Annotated in this window: 16 protein-coding genes; 11 read left to right on the top strand and 5 right to left on the bottom strand. The window is 33.3% G+C overall.

The window, feature by feature from the left end; genetic code table 11:
* The first annotated feature begins 126 nt into the window (after window positions 1–126).
* The 3 genes from CVD18_RS03365 to CVD18_RS03355 are packed head-to-tail and all read left to right on the top strand — an operon-like array spanning window position 127 to window position 2,086.
* Entirely contained in the window at window positions 127–1,101 is a 975-nt protein-coding gene (locus tag CVD18_RS03365) for a polyprenyl synthetase family protein (RefSeq protein WP_103864032.1), read from the top strand.
* A 19-nt stretch (window positions 1,102–1,120) separates the two neighbouring features.
* Window positions 1,121–1,456, top strand: a complete 336-nt coding sequence (locus CVD18_RS03360; protein ID WP_146052695.1) for a hypothetical protein — start codon at window positions 1,121–1,123, stop codon at window positions 1,454–1,456.
* Window positions 1,457–1,465: 9 nt separating this feature from the next.
* A complete protein-coding gene (locus tag CVD18_RS03355; protein ID WP_103864030.1) occupies window positions 1,466–2,086 on the top strand; it encodes a hypothetical protein in 621 nt (206 codons plus the stop codon).
* A gap of 14 nt (window positions 2,087–2,100) precedes the next feature.
* Here the strand turns inward: CVD18_RS03355 and CVD18_RS03350 are convergent, their stop codons facing one another.
* Window positions 2,101–2,640, bottom strand: a complete 540-nt coding sequence (locus tag CVD18_RS03350) for a hypothetical protein (protein WP_233194456.1) — start codon at window positions 2,638–2,640, stop codon at window positions 2,101–2,103.
* Window positions 2,641–2,754: 114 nt separating this feature from the next.
* Between CVD18_RS03350 and CVD18_RS03345 the strand changes: the two genes are divergently transcribed.
* The 3 genes from CVD18_RS03345 to CVD18_RS03335 all read left to right on the top strand — a co-directional run bounded on the left by CVD18_RS03345 (window position 2,755) and on the right by CVD18_RS03335 (window position 10,736).
* Window positions 2,755–5,532: a 2-oxoglutarate dehydrogenase E1 component gene (locus CVD18_RS03345; RefSeq protein WP_103864029.1), complete on the top strand. Its 2,778-nt coding sequence runs from the start codon at window positions 2,755–2,757 to the stop codon at window positions 5,530–5,532.
* A 68-nt stretch (window positions 5,533–5,600) separates the two neighbouring features.
* Window positions 5,601–6,815, top strand: coding sequence for a 2-oxoglutarate dehydrogenase complex dihydrolipoyllysine-residue succinyltransferase (gene odhB, locus CVD18_RS03340; RefSeq protein WP_103864028.1), 1,215 nt, complete (start codon window positions 5,601–5,603; stop codon window positions 6,813–6,815).
* 387 nt (window positions 6,816–7,202) lie between these two features.
* Window positions 7,203–10,736: a CHAT domain-containing protein gene (locus CVD18_RS03335; RefSeq protein ID WP_103864027.1), complete on the top strand. Its 3,534-nt coding sequence runs from the start codon at window positions 7,203–7,205 to the stop codon at window positions 10,734–10,736.
* A 16-nt stretch (window positions 10,737–10,752) separates the two neighbouring features.
* Here CVD18_RS03335 and CVD18_RS03330 read toward each other — a convergent pair whose 3' ends face one another.
* The 3 genes from CVD18_RS03330 to CVD18_RS03320 all read right to left on the bottom strand — a co-directional run bounded on the left by CVD18_RS03330 (window position 10,753) and on the right by CVD18_RS03320 (window position 14,234).
* Entirely contained in the window at window positions 10,753–11,862 is a 1,110-nt protein-coding gene (locus CVD18_RS03330; RefSeq protein WP_103864026.1) for a toxin-antitoxin system YwqK family antitoxin, read from the bottom strand.
* A 122-nt stretch (window positions 11,863–11,984) separates the two neighbouring features.
* Window positions 11,985–12,917, bottom strand: coding sequence for a GYDIA family GHMP kinase (locus CVD18_RS03325; RefSeq protein WP_103864025.1), 933 nt, complete (start codon window positions 12,915–12,917; stop codon window positions 11,985–11,987).
* Window positions 12,918–14,234 (bottom strand): hydroxymethylglutaryl-CoA reductase, degradative, encoded by a 1,317-nt coding sequence (locus tag CVD18_RS03320; RefSeq protein ID WP_103864024.1) that lies wholly within the window; start codon window positions 14,232–14,234, stop codon window positions 12,918–12,920.
* A gap of 349 nt (window positions 14,235–14,583) precedes the next feature.
* On the opposite strand from CVD18_RS03320, the gene CVD18_RS03315 reads away from it, so the two are divergent.
* From CVD18_RS03315 to CVD18_RS03295, 5 genes are all read left to right on the top strand, one after another.
* Window positions 14,584–16,755 carry a S9 family peptidase gene (locus tag CVD18_RS03315; RefSeq protein WP_103864023.1) on the top strand — a complete coding sequence of 724 codons (2,172 nt, stop codon included), beginning with the start codon at window positions 14,584–14,586 and terminating at the stop codon, window positions 16,753–16,755.
* Window positions 16,756–16,772: 17 nt separating this feature from the next.
* Window positions 16,773–18,599 (top strand): peptide MFS transporter, encoded by a 1,827-nt coding sequence (locus CVD18_RS03310; protein WP_103864022.1) that lies wholly within the window; start codon window positions 16,773–16,775, stop codon window positions 18,597–18,599.
* 13 nt (window positions 18,600–18,612) lie between these two features.
* Window positions 18,613–20,823 carry a peptide MFS transporter gene (locus CVD18_RS03305; RefSeq protein ID WP_103864021.1) on the top strand — a complete coding sequence of 737 codons (2,211 nt, stop codon included), beginning with the start codon at window positions 18,613–18,615 and terminating at the stop codon, window positions 20,821–20,823.
* A gap of 118 nt (window positions 20,824–20,941) precedes the next feature.
* Entirely contained in the window at window positions 20,942–21,481 is a 540-nt protein-coding gene (locus CVD18_RS03300) for a thioredoxin fold domain-containing protein (protein ID WP_103864020.1), read from the top strand.
* A 310-nt stretch (window positions 21,482–21,791) separates the two neighbouring features.
* Entirely contained in the window at window positions 21,792–23,069 is a 1,278-nt protein-coding gene (locus CVD18_RS03295) for a serine hydrolase (protein WP_103864019.1), read from the top strand.
* A gap of 14 nt (window positions 23,070–23,083) precedes the next feature.
* On the opposite strand, the gene CVD18_RS03290 is transcribed toward CVD18_RS03295, so the two are convergent.
* Window positions 23,084–25,126, bottom strand: a complete 2,043-nt coding sequence (locus CVD18_RS03290; protein WP_103864018.1) for a ComEC/Rec2 family competence protein — start codon at window positions 25,124–25,126, stop codon at window positions 23,084–23,086.
* Between the last annotated feature and the right edge of the window lie 71 nt (window positions 25,127–25,197).

The following is a 25,197-nucleotide window of genomic DNA, read 5'->3' as shown; positions in this document are numbered from 1 at the left end:
TTGCATTTTTTTAACATTTTGTATAACTCTTGTCATTTTTTATCACAAAAAATACTTTTAGATAATGAGAGTTAAAACACTTTATTTTTTTTAAAAAGATTCAGTTATTTTAGCAAAAAAAATACTGTGCATACAATTTCTGATTATCAACGTTTTTTTCTAGAATATCTCTCTAAAAAAACGATTACCAAAGAGCCCAAAAATCTTTATGAACCAATATCATATATCCTTAATCTAGGAGGGAAACGATTACGTCCAATCTTGGTGTTGATGACTTCTGAAATATTTAACGGGTCTTATGAAAAAGCATTGGACGCAGCTTTGGCAATAGAGGTTTTTCATAATTTCTCTTTAATCCATGATGATATCATGGATGATGCTCCTTTGAGAAGAGGGAAGGAGACTGTGCATGAAAAATGGGATTTGAATACGGGAATACTTTCTGGTGATGCTATGTTGATTAATGCATATCAGTTATTTGAAAGTTATGAAGGAGATACATTTAGAGAATTAGCAAAGTTGTTTACAAAAACAGCAATAGAAGTGTGTGAAGGGCAACAATACGATATTGATTTTGAAACGAGAGATGATGTGAGTATCGAGGAGTATATCAAGATGATAGAATATAAGACTGCTGTTTTGGTAGGAGCAGCTATGCGAATGGGAGCTATAGTTGCCAATGCTTCAGAGAAGTGTAGTGTTTCTATTTATGATTTTGGACGGTTGTTGGGATTAGCATTCCAGCTTCAGGATGATTATCTGGATGCTTTTGGTGATCCTAATACTTTTGGTAAACAAGTAGGAGGAGATATTATAGAGAATAAAAAAACTATTCTATACTTGAAAGCATTAGAGTTTGCTAGTGAGGATGAGAGAAAACAATTAAAAGGATTGTTTTCACTTACTCCAGAAGATCCAACTCAAAAAATACAGACCATAAAGTATCTTTTTGAAACCACAGGAGCAAAAGATCAAACTAGATTAGAAATAGAGAAATATACAAATAAAGCATTTGCCGTTTTGGATCAACTATCTATTTCAGATGATAAAAAGGCAGTATTAAAGTTATTTGGAGAACAATTAATGAATAGAAGTGTCTGAAAAATATAGTCTTACTGTTTTGAATCAATGGATAGATGAGGTTTCAGAATCGGATCTGTATCCTAAGTTTTTGATGCAATTACAAAAAGATTTCGATCGTGCGGGCATTGATTATAGTATTAAGAGTAAAATGCCGAGAGATTTGTTCTCAGAAATGGTCCATGTGCTTCTAGATAAATTGCAAAATGCATTTAATGAATATTTAAATTTATTATATGCAGTAGATGTTTCAGAGTCAAAAATACGAGCTATTAAATCTGAAGATAGTGTAGAGATTACGGAGTATGCAACTTATTTGATTTTGAAAAGAGAATGGCAAAAAGTTTGGTTTAGAAATAAACAATCAAAAAAATAAAGTAAAAAAATGAAGCTATATACAAGTGTTTTTTTCTTTTTAATTGTTTCTTTAGCATATAGTCAGGAGCTCTCCAAGGATACAACTGTTTCTGGATATGAAACCCTTTTGAAAGCCATAATTGCAAAAGATACATTGATTACCAGGGCATTCAAACAATATGAATGTTCTGAACAGTTTTCGGGAAGTATTGATTATTTTTATAAAAAAGAAAAATTGAAACTGATAAAGCATGTGTATAAAGAAAATGCAGATGTTACATTAGAGTATTATTATGTTCAAAATGATACATTAAAGTTGCAAACTATATTTACAGAGATTACTCGTTTTAATACCTTGTTACAGGAGTCAGCTCAGAGAAAAGCATTTTCAGCAGAGAAAGTATTAGATGTTACAGAATATAGAACTTACATAAAAGATAATGTTATTGCCTCATGTTATACAAGGGGAGATATGCAAAAATTTTCAGAATGGGATCACGATGCGTTTAATGCGTTAAGTTTTGAAAAGAGCGGTTGTAAAATACCTATAGATGAAATTAATTACAAATATAATTTACTCCGTAAGGCAGAGAAAAAACTTATAAACTATTATGGGCAAAAACCAAGATGTATTTTTCATCTTTGGTAAACAGAGAATGTTGTTTAGAAAAAGACTCTTACAAAAGGAGAATAAGCACTGCCGTAAATACTTTTGTTATCATCGTATAATACATCATATCTCAAGCCAAAACTTACAAGTCCAGTTCTGTAACCTGCCCCAATAAATAATGAAGGGTACCAGTAATTCTCGGTGATTTTTTGGTTTTGAATCTTAATTTCTCTGTTCACTCCCATTTCTTCAAACTCGGCAGAAATTTGTAATTGTGGCAAGGGGTTGAACATAGTTATAATACTACCTCCGTAATTGAAGCTTTTATTTTTTTGATCAAAGCGATCATTCTCAAAAGTACTGTACCCAAAACTCAGCCCTAATCCAGCACTAAACCATTCGTTGAATTCATACACTGCGGCGGGTGCAATAATGGCGTTGAATGTGTCATTGGTAAAGCCAATACCTATATTACCACCAAATCGCACATTAGACCAAAAATTCTCATCCTGCGAATATCCTTTATGCAAAGAACATAGAATGATAAAAACTAGTGTGATAATTCTTATATTTTGCTGAGTACGTACTTTCATTGTTAATTTTATAAAAAATTATAATATAAATATAAATAATTCGATACTTAATATACCGTAATTGTTGTATTTTTGTGACGTTTTATCATTAAAAAGATAATTGAGTACTTACATATGGATAAATATTCATTTTTGAATGCGGCTAATACCGCATTTTTTGCAGATTTGTATGATCAATACCTGCAAAACCCAGATAGTGTAGAACCTAGTTGGCGAGCGTTTTTTCAAGGGTTTGACTTTGGAATAGAAAGTAGTAACGGATCAGAAGATACCGTGTATGTTGAACAGACTCCCGGAGGTAGCACTATTGAAGTTCCTCAAAATGTCCAAAAAGAATTTCAGGTAGTACGATTGATAGATGGCTACAGGACTCGTGGTCATTTGTTTACCAAAACCAATCCTGTACGAGAACGAAGGAAATACAACCCAACGCTAGCATTAGAAAATTTTGGATTAAGTCAAGCGGATCTTAACACTGTTTTTAATGCTGGAGAGATTATCGGAATAGGTCCTAATACGTTAAGCAATATAATTGTTCACTTAGAGCAAATATATTGTGATTCTATAGGTATTGAGTATATGTATATTCGTAATCCAGAAGAGCGAGAATGGATACAAGCACGTGTTAATTTTAACACCAATAGAACCAAGTTCTCTCCTGAGCAGAAAAAACATATTCTCAAGAAATTAAATCAAGCAGTTTCGTTTGAGAGTTTTTTGCATACCAAATACGTAGGACAAAAACGATTTTCTCTAGAAGGGGGAGAATCTTTGATTCCTGCACTAGATGCATTAGTAGAAAAAGCGGCTGATTTAGGAGTAAAAGAATTTGTAATGGGAATGGCTCACCGTGGCCGTTTGAGTACATTGACCAATATTTTTGGGAAAAGCCCTAAAGATATATTTAGTGAGTTTGATGGTAAAGATTATGAAGAAGCGGTATTTGATGGGGATGTAAAATATCATTTAGGGTGGACCTCTAAACGAGCATCAGATTCAGGAAAAGCTATTAATATGAATATTGCACCAAATCCATCACATTTGGAAACAGTAGGTGCAGTTGTAGAAGGAATAACAAGAGCAAAACAAGATGCCCATTATAAGAATGACATCTCACAAGTGTTGCCAATCGTAGTGCATGGTGATGCAGCTGTGGCAGGACAAGGATTGGTGTATGAGATTGTTCAGATGGCACAATTAGAAGGCTATAAAACAGGAGGTACAATCCATATTGTAGTAAATAACCAAATAGGATTTACAACCAATTACCTAGATGCACGATCATCTACCTATTGTACAGATATAGGTAAAGTAACCTTATCTCCAGTATTACATGTTAATGCAGATGATGCAGAAGCAGTAGTTCATGCTACCAACTTTGCATTAGAGTTTAGAATGAACTTTGGTAGAGATGTGTTTATTGATTTATTAGGATACCGTAAATATGGTCATAACGAAGGTGATGAGCCTCGTTTTACACAGCCTAAATTATATAAAGCTATTGCTAAGCATGATAATCCAAGAGATATTTATGCAGAAAAATTGATAGCAGAAGGAATCATTGATGCAGGGTTTGTCACAAAGCTTGAAAAAGAATATAAAGCATCACTAGAAGAAGAATTAGAAGACTCTCGTAAGCAAGAAAAAACCGTTATTACTCCATTTATGCAAGATGAATGGGCTGGTTTTGAGAGAGTGCAAGAGGATGAAATGATGCAAGTAGTAACTACTTCATATCCTAAAGATGCGTTGACAGAGATTGCAGAAGTAATCACAAAGCTTCCGTCTGATAAAAAATTCCTTCGCAAAATAGAACGATTGATAGATCAAAGGCGTAAAATGTTTTTTGAGAAAGATCAACTTGATTGGGCTATGGGAGAACTATTGGCTTATGGTTCACTATTAAAAGAAGGATATGATGTAAGAATGAGTGGTCAGGATGTAGAGAGAGGAACTTTTTCTCATAGACATGCTGTAGTAAAAGTAGAGGATAGTGAAGAAGAGATAGAATTGTTGAACCACCTCAAAGGAGAACAAGGAGACTTTTGTATCTATAATTCACTATTGTCAGAATATGGAGTTTTAGGTTTTGATTATGGATACGCAATGGCAAATCCAAAAACATTAACTATTTGGGAAGCACAGTTTGGAGATTTCAGTAATGGAGCGCAAATTATGATTGACCAATATATTTCTTCGGCAGAAGATAAGTGGAAATTGCAAAATGGTATAGTAATGTTACTGCCTCATGGATATGAAGGTCAAGGAGCAGAACATTCTTCGGCTCGTATGGAGCGCTATTTGCAATTGTGTGCCAAAGATAATATGTTTGTTGCAGATGTAACTACACCAGCCAATTTGTTCCATTTATTGAGAAGACAAATGAAAGCAACATACCGTAAGCCTTTGGTTGTATTTACGCCTAAGAGTTTGTTGCGTCATCCTAAAGCAGTTTCTTCTGTTGATGAATTTGTGAATGGTAGTTTTCAAACTGTATTAGATGATACCGATGTAAAAACCAAAGATGTTAAATCATTAGTGTTTTGTACTGGTAAATTTTATTATGATTTATTAGAAGAAAGAGAAAAGCTGGATAGAAAAGATGTTGCATTGGTAAGAGTAGAGCAGTTGTTCCCGTTGCCAGTTGCAGAGATGGATAAATTGATTGCAAAATATAAAGCAGATGATGTAGTGTGGGCGCAAGAAGAACCTCGTAATATGGGGGCTTTAAGTCATATGTTGTTGAATTATGATAATGCAAAAACAGTAAGATTTGCAAGTAGAAGGCCTTATGGTGCTCCAGCAGCAGGAAGTGCTACAAGATCAAAAAGAAGACACCAGCAAGTTATCGATTATGTGTTTGATAAAACAAAAGATAATCAAAACAGATAAAATTTAATAAATAATAATCATAGATTAAAGGTTTCCGAAGGAAATTTACAAAGGATAAATTCAGAATTATGGCTTTAGAAATGAAAGTCCCATCACCGGGAGAGTCTATTACAGAAGTAGAAATAGCTCAATGGCTTGTTGAAACTGGTGATTATGTCGAAAAAGATCAGGCAATTGCCGAAGTAGACAGTGATAAAGCAACACTTGAACTGCCAGCAGAAGCAAGTGGAGTAATTACACTTATGGCAGAAGAAGGTGATGCGGTAGCAGTAGGACAAGTAGTATGTCTTATTGATACAGATGCTGCTAAACCAGAAGGTGATGCTTCATCAGCTCCCGCTGTAGAAGCACCAAAAGTAGAAGAGAAAAAGCAAGAAGTAGTAGCACCTGCCAAAACAGAAACGTATGCTACAGGAACAGCTTCTCCTGCAGCCAAAAAAGTATTGGCAGAAAAAGGAATAGATGCTTCTGAGGTAAAGGGTACAGGACGTGATGGTCGTGTTACAAAAGCTGACGCTGTAGATGCAAAACCATCTATGGGAACTCCTGGACTTGGAGCAAGAGGAGAAAGCCGTAAGAAATTATCAATGCTTCGTCGTAAGGTAGCAGAACGATTAGTTTCAGTTAAAAATGAAACAGCTATGCTTACTACTTTTAATGAGGTAGACATGCAACCTATTTTTGATCTTCGTAGTAAATACAAAGAAACATTCAAAAGTAAACATGGGGTAAGTTTAGGGTTCATGTCGTTCTTTACGCTAGCCTGTGTGCGAGCATTACAAATGTATCCTGCAGTAAACTCAATGATTGAAGGTAAAGAAATGATTTCTTATGATTTTCAGGATATCAGTATTGCCGTTTCTGGACCAAAAGGATTGATGGTACCAGTAATTAGAAATGCAGAGAATTTGAGTTTCAGAGGGGTAGAGTCTGAAGTGAAGAGATTGGCAATACGAGCAAGAGATGGTCAGATTACGGTAGATGAAATGACAGGAGGAACCTTTACTATAACAAATGGAGGTGTATTTGGTAGTATGTTATCTACACCAATTATCAATCCACCGCAAAGTGCTATTCTAGGAATGCATAATATCGTGGAACGCCCAATCGTAAGAGATGGACAAATTGTAGTAGCACCAATTATGTATGTGGCATTATCATATGACCATAGAATTATTGACGGTAAAGAATCTGTAGGATTTTTGGTAGCAGTAAAAGAAGCATTAGAAAATCCAGAAGAATTACTAATGAATAATAATGTAACCAAAGCATTAGAATTATAATACAATAAGATTTTTAATCTTCAAATCCCATTAGTGTATTGCTAATGGGATTTTTTTGTTTGGTTAATTCTGTTTTCTATTCTAGTGTAAACAGGAATCCATATGAAATATCAATAGCAACGATCAAAATATTGAATGTAAAATTAATCTCCCCTCTCAATTCTAATACCAGTTCTGATTTAAATTTACTCATAAGAAAAATGATGTATTTTTGACTTAGATGAAAAAGAAAATTCAAGCATAGTAGAGCTATGGTCGTGTTTTATTTTGAAATATCAGACAAAAAGGCGCGGTTTTATTGAGTGAATTTAAGTTGGAAATGGTATAACTTCTCAATACTATTGCTACAACATTTTTACGATCTTTGTTGATTATATATGTGCCCTCATGATCAGTCTTAGATTACTACCTCTTAATACAATTGGATGTTTGTTATGGTTTTGTGTTTTGTATTGTTATATAGGATATGCCCAAACAGCAAAAGATACATTGGTGGCTTCTCAATATTTCTCAGAAGCAGAAGTATGGTATGCTCAAAAAAAGCCTGATAGTGCAATTGTTTATTATAATAAAGCATTATCAGAATTTGCTAAAATAAATAATTTAAAGCGAGTGGCAGATTGTTATGCTGCTATAGCAAAGAGTCATAAGGATGCTTATAATTTTGATATAGCGCTGTTGTACGCGCAAACATCTTTGGGAATGCGTTTACAGTTATTTAGTGAAAAAGATCCAGAGATTGCCACATCGTATACAGGTTTAGGACATATCTTGAAAGCCAAAGATCAATATCAAGATGCTATGAGCTATTACCAAAAAGCATTAGATATTCGATTACATGTATTTGGAGAGAATAACCATCATGTTGGGAATTCTTATCGCCATATTGGGACTATTCATCACGTATTGGCACAATATGATAAAGCATTGAGTTATTATGTCAAAGCATTATATCTACAACAACAATTTTATGGTAAAACACACCCGAATATAGCAGAGACGTATATCGATTTTGGAACTACCTATTATCATTTAGGAAAATATGATAAGGCATTATCCTATTACCAAAAAGCTTTGAGGATAAGGACTGTAGCTTTTGGTGATCATAGCCCAGAAGTGGGGCTGTGCTATAATCATATAGGGAATATTCTTCTTCGATTAGATAAGTTTGAGAAAGCTATAGAGAGTCATAAAAAAGCAATATCTATTCTATCTAAAACCTATCCACAAGGTCATCCTGATATCGCACGGTGTTATGTCAGTATTGGGGTTGTGTATAGAAGAAAAGGGGTGAATGATTTGGCTTTACAGAATTATAATAAAGCGTTTCATCTTTTTAGGGGTAAATATAAACAGCTTAATAATAGTGGAGTTGTTAGTAGTCTGTATAATGAATTGGGTGTTGTTAATTCTAAGAAAGGATTGTATGATGAATCATTGAATTATTATCAAAAATCTTTAAGTATTAAGTTAAAAATGTATCCTGAAAAACATTCTTATATAGGAGGAAATTATAACAATATTGGGTCTAGTTTTTATAAGAAAGGAGAGTATGATAAAGCATTGAATTACTTGAAAAAATCAAGTGTTAGTCTTATGCATTCTTTAGGAGAAAAACATACTGCTTTAGCTCGTACTTATAATAATATGGCGAATGTGTATAAAGCTTTAAAATCATATGATTTAGCTTTGATGTATTATCAAAAAGCTTTGGGTATACGTGTTCATGGTGGAGGAGAACACAGTTCTATGGCTTCCTATTCATATGTTGATATAGGAGATATTTATGTGAAGCAAGAAAAATATTCAACAGCATTGACATATTATAGAAAGGGGTTAACAATTCAAAAAAAGCTATTTGGAGAAATTAACTACTATGTGGCGGATATTTATAATCGTATAGCTACTGTATATACAGGGCAAAAAGAATATACTACAGCATTAGAATACTTGCATAAAAGTATGGATATTCGATTGCAAACAGATGGGGTGCATCATCCCAGAACCGCCAAATCGTATAATCAGATAGCGAAGGTGTATTGTGAGAGTAAGGATTATAAAAAAGCAATCTCGTATTACGATCAAGCTATTCTTGCCAATATTAAAGCGGAAGAAACTTTGGTAGCTAATCAATTTAATGTTCAGCAGTATATAGACCTCAATGTGCTTTTGCGTAGTTTACAATATAAAGCCAAAGTATTACAAGAACAGTATATAAAAGATCAAGCTCCAAGTCATCTGGTAGAAAGCATAGCTTTATATCAAAAAGCAGATGCTGTAATCCATGCCATTAGACAAGGATTACATACACATGAAGATAAGCTTACTTTTGCCACCCAAATTCAAGAAGTATATTCTGGGGCTATACAATCCAAACTATTACAATATAAAAGAGACCAACAATCGCAATCATTACACGATGCTTTTTATTATGCAGAAAAGAGTAAAGCCAATACGCTACAAGGGTTATTGGCAGCATCTAACGCTAAAAAATTTGCAGGTTTACCAAAAACCATCCTAGAAGTAGAACAGAGCCTAAAAGCAGAACGTTCGGTGTATACCTCAGATTTGATGCAGCAAAGATCAGAAACAGTACCAGACACAACAAAAATTATGGCCTATGAAAACCGATTGTTTGATATTGCGAGAAAACAAGATTCTCTTACTCGTGTTATTGAGCAAAAATATCCTAAATATTATGAATTGAAACATAAGGATCATAGGATCACTGTAGCTGATATTCAAAAAAAGATGGATAAAAATATAACCTTGCTAGAGTATTTTTATACAGAAAATAGAACGTATGTGTTTGCGATAACCAAAAATGATCTGAATATCGCTTCTTTATCTACTCCCAATCTTATTCAGGATATTGAGCAATTGAGGGTAGCGATTACGGCAAAGAATACTACTGGATTCAAGAAGTATGCACATCAATTATATAATCAGTTAATAGCTCCAGTGCAAGATTATATAAAAGGAAATCAACTTGTTGTCATCCCTGATGGCCCTTTGTGGCATCTTAATTTTGAATTGTTGTGTACTCAAAATGATGCTTCAAATAATCCAAAAGAGTTGTCATATATGCTTAAAGAATATGCAATTTCTTATGCCAATTCTGTTAAGTTACTTATGATTCCTTTTGTTATAGGTCAGGACTCTCAACAAAAACAGGAATGTCTTGCGTTTTCTTTTTCTGATACCGATATAATAGACACAAATGCTATGAGTCTTGCTACTTTGAGAGATAGTAAAGAGGATTTGCCAGGAACTCGCAAAGAAATCAAAGCAATAGCAGATATTATAGATGGTAAATACTATTTTGGATCACAAGCGATAGAGCGTAATTTTAAGAAAAGTGCAGGAAGTTATAGTATTCTTCATTTGGCATTGCACGGGGAAGTTGATAATGAGCATCCTGAAAAATCCAGACTGTTATTTACAAAAGAAAAAGACACTATAGAGGATAATTACTTATATGGTCATGAATTATTTGCAATGAATATTCCTGCAGAACTTACAGTATTAAGTGCTTGTAATACTGGTACAGGAAAAATAGCCAAAGGAGAAGGGATTATGAGCTTGGGTAATGCGTTTCAATATGCGGGAACCAAAAGTTTGGTATTAAGTAGTTGGGAGGTGTCAGACCGAACCACTCCTGAATTGATGAAATATTTTTATAGCTACCTAAAAAAAGGGATGAATAAATCCAAGGCTTTACAACAAGCAAAATTACAATATCTGAATTCAGCACATATTAATAGAACTGCTCCTTTTTATTGGGGAGGGTTTTATTTGGTAGGAGACCACTCACCAATTCATTTTGATGCTAATTATACAGTATATTGGGTATTAGGAATAATGGCTGTTGGAATTCTGTTTTTTGGGTTGATTTGGTATCAAAAAAAACATAATCGTTAGAATTACTTCATAGAGATTAATTAAATGTTTTTTCAGATAGCTGAACACCTGCTTTGTAGATGATCTCTTTTTTTACTTTTCCTGCCAGAGAATATATTTTCCATATTCCTGTTTTTTGGCCATTGTTATAATCTCCTTGTGTGTGTAAGTTTCCTGCTTTATTGTACTCTTTGTAAGTTCCTTCTTTGGCTCCATTTTTGTATTCCTGCTCCCAAAGTAATTGCTTATCATCATTATAAGCTGTGCTTTTTCCGTTTTTGTATCCATCGAGATACTGTATTTCGAAGGTTTTGTTTCCTTTTTTATTATAAAAAATATGTGTTCCTTCTTTTCTTGAATTTTTATAATGGCTAATCTCTTCAGTAATTCCGTTTTCATAATACTTTTTTTTAAGGATAATACTTCCGTTTTCGAATTCCTGAGTGGTTATTTTCAGACCAGAAGCTGTGTATTCTTCATGAATTCCATGAGGCTTATTGTCTTTATAGCTTTTTGTAGTGTGTAATGTGCCAGTAGGAAAAAATCTCTTTTCTGTATAATCTCGATGCGCTGTGTATTTCTTACTCCATATTAATTTGTTATCCTCATTAGATATGGAAGTCCAGGTTCCTGTACGTTGATCGTTCTTATAATGTTCTGTTGAGGTAGAAGTGGTTTGGGTTTGAGGGTGGATAATGGTTTTTTTCCATTTCCCATGTTTCATTCCATCTTTATAGGTTTCTGTAGATCGCACTTTCCCTTTTTTAGTATAAGATTTCCAAGTACCTACTTTTTTTCCTTTGTCCCAATAAGATTCGCTTTCTACTGTTTGATTTTGAAAATACGAAATTGCTTTTCCGTCAATTATTCCGTTTATAAATGTAGAAACATCCTCTTTTTTACCCTCAGAAGAATAGTCTGTCCAAGTGCCGTTTGCTTTTCCTTGTTTGAATGTGATCTCAGAATAACCTCCATAAGATGATTCAGCAACTTTATAAGTTCCATCAAGGAGTTCACCTTTATAAGTTTGATATATGATTTCTGTACCATATCGTACTTGTTTGACCGCAGACCATGTAGTATAAGTTTGCGCAGAGCTTGTGGTAATGCATAAAATGGTGGCAAGTACTAAAAATAGATGTTTCATAGATGTTACTAAAATTGTTATACATCTTTCTAGATATTTTGATTTGTAGCAATATCTAGAAAGTAATAGTTGTTCTTTATGTGTATGATGCGTATTTTAATAATAATAACAAAATAAAGTTGCTATAATACCATTTCTGCATAAGGTATTATAGTTGTGTATCCTTTGTTCTTAAAATATGTCATTTCTGATATACCCCCAGTAACCAATACAAAATCGCCTCCCCATCCTCCGAGACTCTTTATGCTTCCCGTGTAATCGGGAAACAAAGTTGATTTTATGGTAGGAGTTTTTATTATTTTGGATATGATCTCTTCATGAGCGTTGATTAAAGCCTTAAACTCTTCGAGTGTATCACAGTTTAAAATTTGGGAAGTGATATCGTTAATCAAATTTTCTGCCTTGTCAAAATCTTTAAGAGGTAGTGATTGATAATGTTTTATAGATGCCTTGCTATCTTGTTTTTGATTTAAGTAAACAAAGAATAAGTCATCTTTAAAAGAAGGAGTAAAATTAGCTATTGTTATGATAGGTTTGCCTTCATTACGTCTGTATAGTATAGGAGAATCATTTTGTGCACAAGCAATATCATACCCACTGCCTCCAAAGCTTTTTTCTAATAAAGTAAACGCATCTACTTTTGCCCACTGTGCAATATTATTAATAAGAGTAGAAGAAGATCCAAGCCCCCATTGGCGGTTGAATTCTAGTTTGCTTTCAACAATATATCTTTTTTCTGTGGCAAGAAAATTAGGATTTAATTCTTTTGCTGTATTTAGGATATTGATCAGTGTATTGATGATATCATGATCCTCAGAACTGGTAGTATCAGATAATTGAAAGGAAGTGTCTTTTAAGATGAGGTCGATCTCAAACCAGCAAAGATTGTTTTCATCCAGACTTTTCCATTTGATTTGATGGGTATCATTTTCTTCTTCTTCAATAGTTAGCCATTGTCCTTTTTGGGTGGGTATTGCCAATGCCTGTACTCCATCCAGTACCAGATATTCTGATGTGATCAATAACTTACCATGACTATAAAAGGACTTTTTCATTTAGGATCTTAGTTTTTCAATTTGGGTTACCACTAGACTATGGGTTACCGCATTGGTTTCAAAATATTTTATAAGTAGTTTTTTTTCGCTTTCTGTAGCTTTGTATTGATTTAGGATATTCATAAGATGCATTTTCATGTGCCCTTGTTGAATACCTGTAGTAATTAGAGAATTGATAGCCGCAAAGTTTTGTGCAATTCCTGCTACAGCAGTAATTTCCATTAATTTTTTTGCATTGGGTTTTTCTAGGAGCAGCAAAGCTAGTTTTACCAAAGGATGAAGAGAGGTTAGTCCTCCTACAGTTCCTAAAGCTAAAGGTAATTCTATAGAAAATGTAAAAATATCATCTTGTATTTTTGCATGAGTAAGACTGGTATATTGTCCGTTTCTTGAAGCATACGCATGTGCTCCAGCCTCAATTGCTCTAAAATCATTTCCTGTAGCTAGTACAACGGCATCAATCCCATTCATAATCCCTTTGTTGTGAGTTACAGCACGATAAGGTTCAACCTCTGCAATACGAACAGCTCTTACAAATTTTTCAGCATATTGTTGTGAAGAAAGTAGAGGAGTACTAGGCAACTCTTTTATTGCACAAGAAACAGAAGCTTTTACCAAACACTGTGGTACATAATTAGAAAGAATACTCATAATGATTTCGATATTTTTCTCGAGATTAGAAAAACCAGAATATTCTTTAGCTTCAGTAATTAATGTTTTTGCAAACTGCTCTAAGCAAGAGTTTATAAAATTTGCGCCCATAGCATCTACCGTTTCAAAAGTACAATGCAATTGATAGTAGTTGTCTATTTCAGTAGTTTTGTTTTTAAGTTCAATATCAGTAATTCCTCCACCTCGTTTATTCATGTTTTCGGTTATTTCAGAAACAGCCGTAAACAATTTAGGTTTTAAAGAGGTGAAAAAATGTAATAATTGTTCAACATCCCCAGTATACATAAAATGTACCTGACCAACTTTTTGAGTAGAGATTACTTCCGCTTTAAATCCGCCACGTGTTTGCCAGAATTTAGCAGCTTTGCTTGCCGCAGCTACCACAGAGCTTTCTTCTATAGTCATAGGTAGCGTATAGCGTTTGTTATTGATTAAGAAATTTGGAGCTACAGAAAAGGGTAGATAATAGTTAGAAATAGTGTTTTCTGTAAATTCATCGTGTAATTGTTGGAGTTGGTTGTCAGAATTCCAGTAAGTTATAAGAGTGTCAATTGTATTTTGATCATTTTCAAAATGGTGTTCTGCCAACCATTTAATCTTATCATTTTTTGAGAGTTTGGAAAATCCAGAAACTACAGCCGCCATTATCTTTAATTATTATTTAGTGCCTTCAAATATACTATTCTGTTTTATCATATGCATGACCAAATGACTATTGAAACCTTTTGCATATATAATTATAAGATAGATTTTGATATAAAATATACGATACTTAATGGGATAAAATGATTTAATCAGGTGATTTTATGCAAACTCAATGAGGATTCAACAATACGGATATCACTTAAACCAACGATGGGGGAAATACATAAAATTAACGATATGTTAAAAAAAGCCTCTATGTGGCTGTTGTTTTATGGTATTTAACAGCAATTGTTGTATTTTTCACGGATTTTTTATTATTCTTGGCGTTAACAATTTTTAAAAATATAAGATGAAAATTACAAAATTGTTTTTTACAATAACATTTTTTATTACCCTAGCCATATCGGCACAAAATAAAGCTTTTACTCTCGAAGAAATTTGGAGAGGAGCTTTTAGAACAGAAGGATTACAATCATTACATTCTATGAAAAACGGAACCGAGTATTCGGTTATAGAGAGAGATGGAACTTCTGGAGCTACCAATATTGAAGTATATACATATAAAACTGGTGAGAAAGCTAGAACATTAGTAAGCACATCTCTTATAGATAATCTTGATTCGTTTCAAGGATATTCTTTTAGTAAGGATGAGAATAGAATTTTGCTTTCTAGTGGGCTAGAGCAAATATATCGTCACTCTTCAAAAGGAATTTATCATATTTATGATGTGCCCTCAAAAGGAATTTTTAAGGTAAGTGATAAAAAAATACAATCCCCTCTTTTATCGCCTGATGGTAAAAAGATAGCATATGTTTTAGATAACAATATATATATGCTCAATTTTGAAACTGGTCAAGAAGTTCAATTGACAGATGATGGTAAGAAAAATGAAATTATTAATGGGATTACTGATTGGGTGTATGAAGAAGAATTTGCTTTTGTAAGAGCTTTTGACTGGAGTGCAGATAGTAATAAAATTGCATTTTTGAGATTTGACGAAAAAGAAGTGCCAGAATTCTCTATGGATGTATATGGTAAAGATTTATACCAAAAACAACAAGTATTTAAGTACCCTAAAGCAGGTGAGAAAAATGCAAAAGTCTCTCTGTATCTTGCAGATATAAATGCAATGAGTTTAGATGAAATTAAACTGGGAGATTATAAAGATTTTTATATCCCACGAATCAAATGGACAGCAAATCCAGATATTTTGAGTGTACAAGTATTAAACAGACATCAAAATAATCTGGATTTAATTTTTGTAGATGCTAAGACCAAAGCACCAAAAGTTGTTCTTAATGAAAAAGATGAAGCATATATTGATATTACTGATAATCTTACATTCTTAGATGACAATAGTTTTATCTGGACAAGTGAAAAAGATGGGTATAACCATATCTATCATTATAAAGAATCTGGGGAGTTAATTAATCAGTTGACAAAAGGTACTTGGGAGGTAACTGATTATTACGGCTATGATAAAAAGAATAAAAATATCTATTATCAAAGTGTAGAAAACGGAAGTGTAAACAGAGATATCTATGCTGTAACACTTAGCGGGAAAGATAAAAAGAGATTAAGTCAAAAAGAAGGAACGAATGATGCTGAGTTTAGTGCAGATTTCAGCTTTTACATCAATTATTTTTCTAATGCAACAACTCCTTATGAATATACTCTTAACGATGGTAAGACAGGAAAAGTTGTTCGTGAGATTAAAAACAATAAAAAATTAGTAGAGAAACTTGCAGCATATGATGTCCGCCCAAAAGAGTTTTCTACAATAGAAGTCAATGGTGAAACATTGAATACTTGGATGATTAAACCAAAAGATTTTGATGTAACCAAGAAATATCCATTGTTGATGTATCAGTATTCTGGCCCAGGATCTCAATCGGTAAAAAACTCTTGGAGTAGTGCAAATGATTATTGGTATATGATGTTAGCACAACAAGGATATATTGTAGCTTGTGTTGATGGAAAAGGAACGGGATTGAAAGGGGCTAAGTTTAAAAAAGCTACTCAAAATGATTTAGGAAACCTAGAAGTACAAGATCAGATAGCGGCAGCAAAACATTTTGGTGGTTTACCATATGTTGATGCTTCCAGAATAGGAATTTGGGGATGGAGTTACGGAGGTTTTATGTCAAGCAATTGCTTGTTTAAAGCTCCTGATACATTCAAAATGGCAATTGCTGTTGCCCCTGTAACCAGCTGGAGATTTTACGATACTATCTATACAGAAAGATACTTGACTACTCCACAGGAAAATCCAAAAGGATACGATGATAATTCACCAATTAATTTTGTAAAAGGATTAAAAGGAAAATTCTTACTAGTACATGGTAGTGCAGATGATAATGTACACGTGCAAAATACAATGCAACTGGTAGAAGCATTAGTACAGGCAAATAAAGATTTTGATTGGGCAGTTTATCCCGACAAAAATCATGGGATCTATGGTGGTAATACTAGATTACATTTATACAATAAGATGACTAACTTCATAAAAAACAACTTATAATTAATTAAACATACATAATGGCAAATACAGTTAAAGCAGCTCACCAAAAAGAGCTATTTGGGCACCCGATAGGGTTGTTCGTACTATTCTTTACAGAAATGTGGGAACGATTCTCGTACTATGGAATGAGAGGACTACTAGTGTTGTATATTGCAACTTCGGCCACGGCTAATGATCCAGGACTGGGTTGGACAACAAAAGAAGCGTTGTGGTTGTATGGATGGTATACCATGTTGGTATACGTGATGTCTATTCCAGGAGGAATTATAGCAGATAAATGGCTGGGTCAGAAAAAGACGGTGATGTTGGGAGGGTTATTGTTGTGTTTAGGGCATGGGATATTAGCGATCCCGACAAGTACAGCCTTTTTTGGAGGGCTAGCTTTGGTGATTCTTGGGGTTGGATGCTTGAAGCCTAATATCTCTACGATGGTGGGAGGATTGTATAAAGAAGGAGATATCCGAAGAGATAAAGGGTTTACACTTTTTTATATAGGAATTAACCTTGGAGCCTTTTTAGCTGGGATTATTGTAGGAATTGTAGCGGCGAAATACGGTTGGCACTTGGGGTTCGGATTGGCTGGAATCGGAATGGTTCTGGGACAGATCGTATACATGTGGGGACAGAAGTACTTGGTAGGAGTAGGTGATTTTATTGGAGCAAAAGAATCTGTAAATAAAGAGGCTGCTAAAAAACCATTGACCAAAATAGAAAAAGACCGAGTAATTGTATTGCTGATTTCTTTCTTGATTGTAATTGTTTTCTGGGGAGCATTTGAGCAGGCAGGAGGTTTGATGAACCTGTATACAGATGTAAAAGTAAATAGAGTTACTGGATTTGGAGGACCAGAGTGGTTACAAGAAATACCAGCAGCTGTATTCCAATCACTAAATGCTGGATATATCATCATTTTTGGAACTGTAATAGCTGGATTTTGGATATGGTGGCGTAAAAAAGGAAAAGAGTCATCTTCCCTGTTCAAAATGGCAATCGGAACAATCATTATGGGGCTAGGTTTTATATTTATGATGTTTGCTTCTAAAGAAGCTGCTACAGAGAACTTTGGGAAAGCAGCAATGTTTTGGATTTTTATGGCTTATTTATTTCATACTATTGGAGAGTTATGTGCTTCGCCAGTAGCCTTATCGTTTATCACTAAGTTAGCACCAGTAAAATACGCTTCTATTATGATGGGGATATATTTTGCATGTACTGGGTTTGGAAATAAACTGGCAGGAGCAATTGGAGAATCTTCTCAATTAGAACCATATGAAGGAAAGGTGATTGCCAGTAAAGAAGCTGTTTATTCTTTCGTAGATAAAGCAGCGTACACCAAAGATGTAGATGGTAAAGAAATTACTGAAAAGGACTATGCGATTAATCGTGATAAAAACTTTGAAATAAGAGCGGCATTATACCCACAAGGAGACAAAGTAGCATTTACGGATTATGAGAGAGGAACATCTTTAAATTCGTTGTTTGTTCTTGATAATTCAGAAGGGAACAATGAGAGTTCTCAGTTATTAGCGTACTTAAAAGAAAATAATGTAACGAAAGAAAATCCATATCATACCAAATTGTTATTCGAAAAAGATGAGGAAAAGGCTAAAATAGAAGTTAATAAAGGAGATGGAAAAGATTATAGTGTTTCATTTAAAATAGAAGAGCAGCAAAATGCATTAGAGTATAACATATTTATGATGATTACCTTGTTTACAGTTATTTTTGGGTTGTTATTAATAGTATTCCTGAAAAAACTAAAGGTATTAACACATGGAGCAGAAGATAATGAAAGAGATTTGAGAAACGAAGAAGCAGAAGGATTCGAATTAGCTGATAACTAGAATAAAGAAAACGATGAACTCAAATATTACAGATACCAATGACTTTTTTAAGGATAAAGTTTTAGGTCACCCAGCAGGATTGTTTGTGCTGTTTTTTACAGAAATGTGGGAGCGTTTTTCTTTTTATGGAATGCGCGCTCTTTTAGTATTGTTTTTTACGGCATCATTATTTGATGAAGGTTGGGGATGGCCTAGAGAACATGCTTCGGCATTGTTTGGTTCGTATGTAGGGTTGGTTTATCTTTCTACTATGTTGGGGGGGTATTTTGCAGATAAGATTATTGGATTTCGTTGGGCAATTGTAGTCGGAGCGCTCTTGATGACCTTAGGGCATGGAGCAATGGCTGTAGAAACACCATTTTTCATATATACGGGATTAGCTTTACTGGTGTTTGGAAATGGTTTTTTTAAGCCAAATATAACTTCTATTATTTCCGAAATGTATAAGAATCATCAAGAGAAAAAAGATGGGGCGTATACGATTTTCTATATGGGAGTGAATGCTGGAGCCTTTTTCGGAATTTTACTTTGCGGATATTTGGGAGAAAAAGTCGGATGGAGTTATGGATTTGGATTAGCAGGAATCTTTATGCTTTTTGGGCTAATTCAATTTTGGCTAGCACAAAATATTTTTGGAGATATTGGACTAAAACCTAAGAAAGAAGAACAGGTAAAAATATCAGAAGATGATAATGATAAACGCGTACCTTTTTCAAAAGGACAACTAGTACTTATTACAATTTGTAGTGTTGTGGGGATCTTATGGATTTTGAATGATCCAGCGGCTAAGATATCAGAAGGTTCTTTTAATATTTTTGATTTTCAAATATTAGGACTGGAAGGAAATAATTTTGTAATTATAACAGCTCTTGTCTTGTTTTTAGGGCTGTTAATATACAGGTTAACAAAGTATTCTCAGTTGACAAAAGAAAAATTAATAGCGGTTACGTTTTTTGCATTTCTTACCATTTTCTTTTGGGCAATTTTTGAACAGTCGCCGAATACACTGACAGTTTTTGCTAAAGATTATACGGATAGAATACTGGAAGGAACCTCAGCATATATTTTCAAAGTAATAAACACGCTTATAGCGATAGTGCCTTTGGGAATAATTACTTGGGTATTGTGGCTTTTGTTTAAACAAACCTTTGCCAAGTATAAATGGTCGAATATTATTTTGGCTACTAGTTTTGTGATTGTCTGGGGAGTTACTATCTGGATGATCTCTAATGAGTTTAAAGCATCTTCTTATAATATTATCTATAGCAATGTTAATGGAAAAACAGAAGAGGTGAAAATAATTTCTTCAGAAGCATATAAAGAAAATGATGTTATAAAGGTAAAAGATATTCAAAGCCTTTCGATTTATGATCAGAAAGAGGAATCTAAGGGGAAGAATAAAATAGAAAATGGATATCTGATTGATGGGAAAGGAAATCAAGTGGGAGAATGCCTTGCTGCCAATGTTGTAGGGTTTTCTAAAGAATCAAAACCTGGGGCTTTTGGAACAACGGTTAATAATGTAGATGTCGTTATTACCAACAGCTTTGGAAAGTCTGTTTCTAAAAAAATAAAGATTTCTTCTGAAGAGAAGAGTCTTCTAAATGTGGGAGACGAGATATTGGTGAAAATAGCACATTCAATCAAATATGACTTGGATCAAGCATCAGAAACCACAGCCACTATTTCGTCTATCAACAGTGCGGTAGAAATTCCAGCTAGTTGGTTTTCGATACTGAATTCATTGTTTATAATTGCTTTTGCACCATTGTTTTCTAAGTGGTGGGAAAGCAAGTACAATCCATCTGCGAATATGAAGTATGGTATAGGGATGTTCTTGTTAGCAATAGGGATGGCTTGTGTAGCTTTTGGGGCCAATGGAATTGAACCAGGAGCAAAAACAGCTTCAGTGAGTATAATTTGGTTGATTTTGGTCTATTTGTTCCATACTATGGGAGAATTATGTATTTCCCCTGTTGGACTTTCATATGTGAGTAAACTTGTACCTGCCAGAATGATTGCTTTTATGTTTGGAGTTTGGTATTTAGCAGTTGCTATTGGAATGAAAGGAGCAGGTAAATTCGGAGAGAATATTGATAAGATTGCAGATACCGAGGGGATTAGCTATTTCTTTTGGATGTTGACTATTGTGTCTGTTGTGGTGGGAGTAATTTCTATCCTTTTTGAACCGATTGTTAAAAAACTAATGCATGGAGTGCGATAAATATTAAGTAATTTTACTTGCTTTCCCAAAGGCAAAGTGATTTTTTATATAAGGAACAGTTTTTGTTTCCGACTAGTTATAAAAATGAGATTGACAAAACACAATAAAAAGAAAACCTATGAAAAACCTACTTGTTCTATTTGTATTTCTAATGAGCTTTTTTGCTCAATCTCAAGAAATTAAATGGATGACGATGAATGATGCATTAGAGGCTCAAAAAAAAGAACCTAAAAAAATCTTTATGGATGTTTATACCGATTGGTGTGGGCCTTGTAAACTCTTAGATAAAAAAACATTCCATAATAAAGATGTAGTGTCTTTTGTGAATAAGAATTACTATCCAGTAAAATTTAATGCAGAAGGAACAGAAGAGGTAGAGTACAATGATTTTACCTATAAAAACCCAAACTATAACCCAGATAGAAAAGGTAGAAATAGTCAACACTTTTTTGCAAATGCATTAAAAATTAGTGGTTATCCAAGCATGGTGTTTTTTGATGAGAAAGGAAATTTAATTGCTCCTGTAGTTGGGTATAAGACTCCGCAGCAATTAGAGATCTACTTAAAAATGATCTATTCTAATGATTATAAAAAATTAACCACCAAAGCAGCTTGGCAAAAGTATGAAGAGTCTTTTGTGAGTACTTTTGAAAATTAAAATCGTACAGAATATAATTTTATGTAAATCTTGATTAGTTGTATAGTCAAAGAAGGTTTTATGTGCGTTCTTATTTCTTAATTATAAGTATTAAATAATGTAACTAGAGCCTATTAGATAGTTGCATACACAATGAATTGAGAACTTGTACGTTATATACATATATAAACCATAAACTTAATACCCAAATCTGATTTGAAAAGACAGGAGAGTATAGCTCATATGATCTGAAGTAATTAATATATACCTACGTTAAAATAATACTTACTTTATTGAGTTGTATTTACTTTTTTTTGAGTCCTACCTACTTATGAGAAAGATAATAACCATAGCCTCCCCGACTATGTTGTTACTTGTGCTACTTGTTTCTTATGTTTCCGCAAGACAACAGCCTACAACATTTCAAAAACCACAATCTGCTCAAGTGGTATCATCAGAAAACTTTAATTCTCCTGATGAAGAATATAAACAAAGATTAATTGATTCTATTAACACCTATTTTGCAAAAGCGATACAAGAAAAACTAATTGTTGGAGCTGCAATCGGGATTGTAAAATGTGATTCTGTTGTTTATATAGGAGGATATGGTAAAAGAAATGTAGCCTTACAAGATAAGATCAATGAAGAAACTATTTTTAGAATAGGTTCTGTATCTAAGGGTTTTGCAGGAATATTGGCAGGAATACATGTAGAAGAAGGCTTGCTTGATTGGGATGATAAAATAGTAGAGTATGTTCCTGATTTTAGATTCTCTAATTTAGGGCAAACCAAAAAAATATCCTTGTCACATATATTATCTCATACTACTGGCCTACCATATCATAGTTATACGAATCTTGTAGAAGATGGAGTGCCTATAAAGACGATTGCAAACCAGTTTAAGAAAGTTACTCCAATAGATAAACCAGGTAAAATATATAGCTATCAAAATGCTGTTTTTGCATTGAGTGGTACAATTATAGAAGAAGTTACTGGTATGCCTTTTAAGCAAGTTATACGAGATAAGATTTTTGAACCACTACAAATGACTTCAGCTTCAGCAAGCTATGAAGCAATTAAAGAATCAGAAAATGTAGCAGAACCCCATCGTCGTCGTAACAAAAGATGGAATTCTATAGAGATTAATAAGAAGTATTATAATAATGCTATTGCAGCAGGAGGGATTAATGCAAGTGTTTCTGATATGGCAAAATGGATGAAATTTTTATTAGGTAATAACCCTGAAGTTATGATGCCCGATACAATGGATTATGTGTTTAATCCAAAAATAGAGGTGACTGGCAGAAGGCAATACTATCAAAAATGGCCTGGATATGCAGCTTCTTTTTATGGGCTAGGCTGGAGGATTCATACCCTCACAGATAAAGAATTAGAAAAGCCAAATATGGTTTTTCATCACGGTGGAAGTGTTAATGATTATAGAAGTGAAATTGCAATTTACCCTGAAGAAGATTTAGGCATTTGTGTGCTTTTTAATAGTCAAACTAGTCTTGCTAGAGACTGTATACCAGTGCTATATAAGATAATTAAAGAAGTAAAACTCTCCATTAGAAAAGAATATATAAAAAAATCTGTAGTATCACTTTAGGGTTTTGAACAGCCTTATTTCAATACAAAAGCTCCTTTTTTATCTGTACGATGAAAAGAGATTTTTTGTTTCTTACAGCTAATTTCCCATCGATCTATATAGCTTTTATAGTTACTACCATCTGCAATAATTTGTTTGGGTTTCAGAATTGATAAAACCCTATCCAGATGTATTTTTGGTGAACCAGATAGTAAAAGGATGTCAGGAGAATAGAGTTGGGTGTTGTAAGTGCAAGAACTATCTATGATAAGGATGTTTTGTTTTTTATATTGATATTTGTTTTTTAATTGTGTCGTAGTATCAAGAGAGGCTTGATTTTGTGTCAAATAATTACCAAATAAAAAAGTTTGGGTTTTTTCAGATAAAGGAATTTTACTATATACTCTAAGAGATTGGTTTTTTAAAAAACCAATGGTTGTATTACGATGAGTGTGATATATAATTAATTCTTCTATAGCTGCTTTACTTTGTTTTTCATAGATAAGAATACCAATAAATAAAAGAAGTGGAGCAGTTAGCCAGACAAGCCTTTTTCTTAGGTGTAATTTACTGGTTGTGATTGCAAAAATCAAGATAAGATAAAAGGAAAAGAGCATACTTTTAGAAAAATAAATATTTCTAATTATAAAGTTTTCTTGTTGTGCGGTCCACGCTACAATGTAATTCATTGTACTAATGCAATCAGAAAATAAGTTTCTTATAAAATCAGGAAGAATATGTAGAGAAGCAAGAAGGATAACAATAATCCCGATTCCAAGAATGCTTCCTAAAAAAGGAATAATGATAAGATTAGAAACAAAAAATAGAACTGGAAAATGGTTAAAATAATAGAGTGTTATTGGTAATAAACCTATCTGAGCTGCTATTGTAACAGTGAATGTCTCCCATAATTTTTTGAAGATATAAAATCTGGGAGCATAAAATTTGACAATAAGTGGCTGTATCAAGATGATGGCAAGTACAGCCAGATAACTCAATTGAAAACCAATAGAAAGTAATAATAAGGGGTTGAAACATAAAAGAACAAATGCTGAAATAAAGAGAGAACTTAAAGTACTGGTTTTTGATCTCATATGTTTTCCTATTGATAGAAAAGAGAACATAGTAACTGCTCTAAGTACAGAAGGTGATAATCCAGCTATAATAGCAAAAGACCACAGAGATAATATAATTAGGATTAATTGAAGAGTTTTTCCAATTTTATGCCTATTAAGAGGAGAAGTTATACTGTTTAAAAGTAACAAGATGATTCCTATATGTAGCCCAGATACAGCCAGAATGTGAATAGCTCCTGCATCTTTATATTCATTAAAGGTGTCTTTACTTAGGTTTTGTTTCTGACCTAGTATTAGCGCATTAATAATAGATAGTTGTTTGTTGGAAAAAGAATAAGAACTCAAGGATAAATTGATGTTTTTTCTTATTTGATACGCAAGTTGAGGTAGAGAAGATTCCTTTCTTTTGTTATGGATGAGTTGATAAGACTTAGTAGTAATTTGGTGATATATGTATTGTTTATTTAGATATTTTGAATAATCAAACTGAAGTGGATTCAGTGGTTTGGGGATTTCTTTTATTTTAGTATAGAGTGTATAAGTATCACCAATTTCTAAAGAGGGGGAGATACTATCTTTTGGAATCCGTAGTAGTACTAAACCATTTGCCATTTCATCTTTTATATATCTAAGAGAAACAATATACTTGTTGTAGTATGAAGAAGGTTTTAGTTGCTCTTTAATGTAAAATCGTATTCCGATAGGACCTTTGTGGTTTAGATTGATATGGTTGATGTAATGATTTGGTTGGTTTTTTGGATTATGAATTTTTACTAGCGTTATTCCAAAAATGATAAAGAAAAGAATCATTGAAAAGGTAAAAAAATGTCCTTTACTGAACATTTTTTTTGATTGCTGCCATGTGCCGCTTAGAATACATGTTGAAATGAAAAAAATAAGAAGAAGAGCATTAATAGCAATATCAACATAGTAGTAACCAAGTAGAATTCCAACACCTGTTGAAATCGTTATGAAAATAAAAGGGATGTTAAGAAGCTTCATAAAACACTGTTGAAATTGAAATTCAGTTGTTTATGATGCAATGATATGAAATCATAGTCTCATTTTTTGAA

It is taken from the genome of Aquimarina sp. I32.4, from assembly GCF_002924285.1.
GTDB lineage: Bacteria > Bacteroidota > Bacteroidia > Flavobacteriales > Flavobacteriaceae > Aquimarina.
The sequence above is the reverse complement of the archived record's forward strand: the minus strand, read 5'-3'. Positions and strand labels throughout refer to the sequence as shown.

What these genes read in the sequence shown, in the direction of transcription:
- CVD18_RS03290 (WP_103864018.1), bottom strand. Translation starts at nt 25,126, where the DNA reads ATGAAGCTTCTTAACATCCCTTTTATTTTCATAACGATTTCAACAGGT.
- CVD18_RS03315 (WP_103864023.1), top strand. Translation starts at nt 14,584, where the DNA reads ATGAAAATTACAAAATTGTTTTTTACAATAACATTTTTTATTACCCTA.
- odhB (WP_103864028.1), top strand. Translation starts at nt 5,601, where the DNA reads ATGGCTTTAGAAATGAAAGTCCCATCACCGGGAGAGTCTATTACAGAA.
- CVD18_RS03350 (WP_233194456.1), bottom strand. Translation starts at nt 2,640, where the DNA reads ATGAAAGTACGTACTCAGCAAAATATAAGAATTATCACACTAGTTTTT.
- CVD18_RS03330 (WP_103864026.1), bottom strand. Translation starts at nt 11,862, where the DNA reads ATGAAACATCTATTTTTAGTACTTGCCACCATTTTATGCATTACCACA.
- CVD18_RS03310 (WP_103864022.1), top strand. Translation starts at nt 16,773, where the DNA reads ATGGCAAATACAGTTAAAGCAGCTCACCAAAAAGAGCTATTTGGGCAC.
- CVD18_RS03295 (WP_103864019.1), top strand. Translation starts at nt 21,792, where the DNA reads ATGAGAAAGATAATAACCATAGCCTCCCCGACTATGTTGTTACTTGTG.
- CVD18_RS03355 (WP_103864030.1), top strand. Translation starts at nt 1,466, where the DNA reads ATGAAGCTATATACAAGTGTTTTTTTCTTTTTAATTGTTTCTTTAGCA.
- CVD18_RS03325 (WP_103864025.1), bottom strand. Translation starts at nt 12,917, where the DNA reads ATGAAAAAGTCCTTTTATAGTCATGGTAAGTTATTGATCACATCAGAA.
- CVD18_RS03320 (WP_103864024.1), bottom strand. Translation starts at nt 14,234, where the DNA reads ATGGCGGCTGTAGTTTCTGGATTTTCCAAACTCTCAAAAAATGATAAG.
- CVD18_RS03300 (WP_103864020.1), top strand. Translation starts at nt 20,942, where the DNA reads ATGAAAAACCTACTTGTTCTATTTGTATTTCTAATGAGCTTTTTTGCT.
- CVD18_RS03305 (WP_103864021.1), top strand. Translation starts at nt 18,613, where the DNA reads ATGAACTCAAATATTACAGATACCAATGACTTTTTTAAGGATAAAGTT.
- CVD18_RS03335 (WP_103864027.1), top strand. Translation starts at nt 7,203, where the DNA reads ATGATCAGTCTTAGATTACTACCTCTTAATACAATTGGATGTTTGTTA.
- CVD18_RS03345 (WP_103864029.1), top strand. Translation starts at nt 2,755, where the DNA reads ATGGATAAATATTCATTTTTGAATGCGGCTAATACCGCATTTTTTGCA.